Annotated in this window: 2 protein-coding genes; both read right to left on the minus strand. The window is 43.5% G+C overall.

Translation table 11 applies throughout. The features are described 5' to 3' along the window. Positions 1 to 601: contractile injection system protein, VgrG/Pvc8 family (locus PSF42_RS20465; RefSeq protein ID WP_272680564.1), on the minus strand; the 601-nt coding region annotated here is incomplete at its 3' end. A 69-nt stretch (positions 602 to 670) separates the two neighbouring features. Next, a complete protein-coding gene (locus PSF42_RS20470) occupies positions 671 to 1189 on the minus strand; it encodes an Hcp family type VI secretion system effector (RefSeq protein WP_004246976.1) in 519 nt (172 codons plus the stop codon). Positions 1190 to 1697 lie beyond the last annotated feature (508 nt).

The raw sequence follows: 1697 nt of genomic DNA on the forward strand, positions 1-1697 counted from the left end.
GAGTGATGTACTCGCGTTTCAGATGCTCTTCGGGGTGGTAAAACTGCTTATCAAATTTAATGTGAGACTCGCTTAATAGCGTCTCAAGAATGTTTGGCACCGTCATATTTTGGAAAATGCGGCTGTCCTGCTTAAGCGTCATCACCCACATTTCAGGGCGTATCACAAAGTGATACCAGGTTTTAACCCCATCCGTGTTCCCTTGCTCAGCTCCCGCTAAAATCCCTTGTACCGTGCGAAGAATTTTTCCATCGCGTTTCACCGTCAACGAAGATGCCACACCCAATACCGTTTGAAAATCAATCTCGGGTAACGGGCTGACCGCCTGAATCGACAATGAAAAGAGTTGGGAAAGCCCTTCTTGCAAATCGAACTGGGTCACTTGAAACGTGTCTTCGGGTAACCCACCAATTGTGCAAGTGAATACCAATCCCGTCCCCATTTCGCCATTCATAATACGGTCTAGCAGTTGACCATGGGCTTCTTGCAAGGCTTGGTCTTGTGCATAGGTTCTGCCACCCGCATACCCACCACCGTGAATAAGCGGGTTATTTTCGGGGCTGCCGAGTCGTTTGTTTTTATTGGGGTCTGTCCAAGACATGGGAATTTCCTCTATAGGAGAAAAAGCGAAAAACGCAAACGAGCCTCGAAAGGCTCGCTAAATTCAAACTTATGCTTCGAGCGGCGCACGCCAGTCATCGGCACCGGATGTGCCTGCAACGGTGTGTTCCCAGTCAATTTTACGGTAAGACAGAGAGACTTCGATTAACTGCGTGAAATCCGCTTTCGCCGGGTCTTGGCAGTGTGGCATTTGGCAATCGATATTAACGATAGTCGCATCGGTCAGTGTGGTGGTGAAGAAATGCTCTTGTTTACCTTCAACGGATGTGCGGTACCATTTCAGTTCCACTTTCGGCAACATTTCGCCCGAAGCTAGTGCGTTATACAGCAGTGGAACGGCTTTATTTAATGCTACCGTAAAACGGAACGGCTTGTGCGCACGTTGGCCGGAAGGCTGGCCGGATTGTGGGTCAGTCGGTACAGTCACAACGTGAGAGAACTCTTGCACCAGCATTTGGTCTTCATGACCTTGCACATAGATATTACCGACAGAATCGGCAGTAAATGCACCTGCGGTGATGTTGCCTTGGGTTTTTCCTTCAATGGAAATATAACATGGAGTTGGCATAGCGATATCCTTTATCAAGAATGACAAATTGGGTTAAGTCGACATAATTATCGATTAATTTCCGTCATCTCAGCCCATGCGCACGGTAAGATTTGAGTTAAGGATGATAAAAGCAGATGAATAGCGTGTAAATACACGTACTACTTACGTATCTCTCTAGGATAAGTGACTTAGCGTAAACGGGTTGAAATATCGCTATATAATGCTAACAAAAACACCACAAACAAACGAAAGAAGAATAATCATCGAGTGAAAAATAGACTAAACCACGATAAGCCCAGTAAGTTCTAATGTACATAGAAATAAACTATGTTACTAAATATTACAGCCGATAGGCTTGATGTAATGCATTGATTTAAAACAATTAAAATGAAAATCGTCAACTGATTTCAATTTCAGTGAGATCACCGCCTTAAATTAACAGTGTATTAATCTGATTATTTTTATTTTAAAGTGAATAATATTGATAAGTAATTTTCACACAAAGAACAACTGACTATAGGTGAAA

This window comes from Providencia sp. PROV032 (assembly GCF_028484875.1).
GTDB classification, from domain to species: Bacteria; Pseudomonadota; Gammaproteobacteria; order Enterobacterales; family Enterobacteriaceae; genus Providencia; species Providencia rettgeri_E.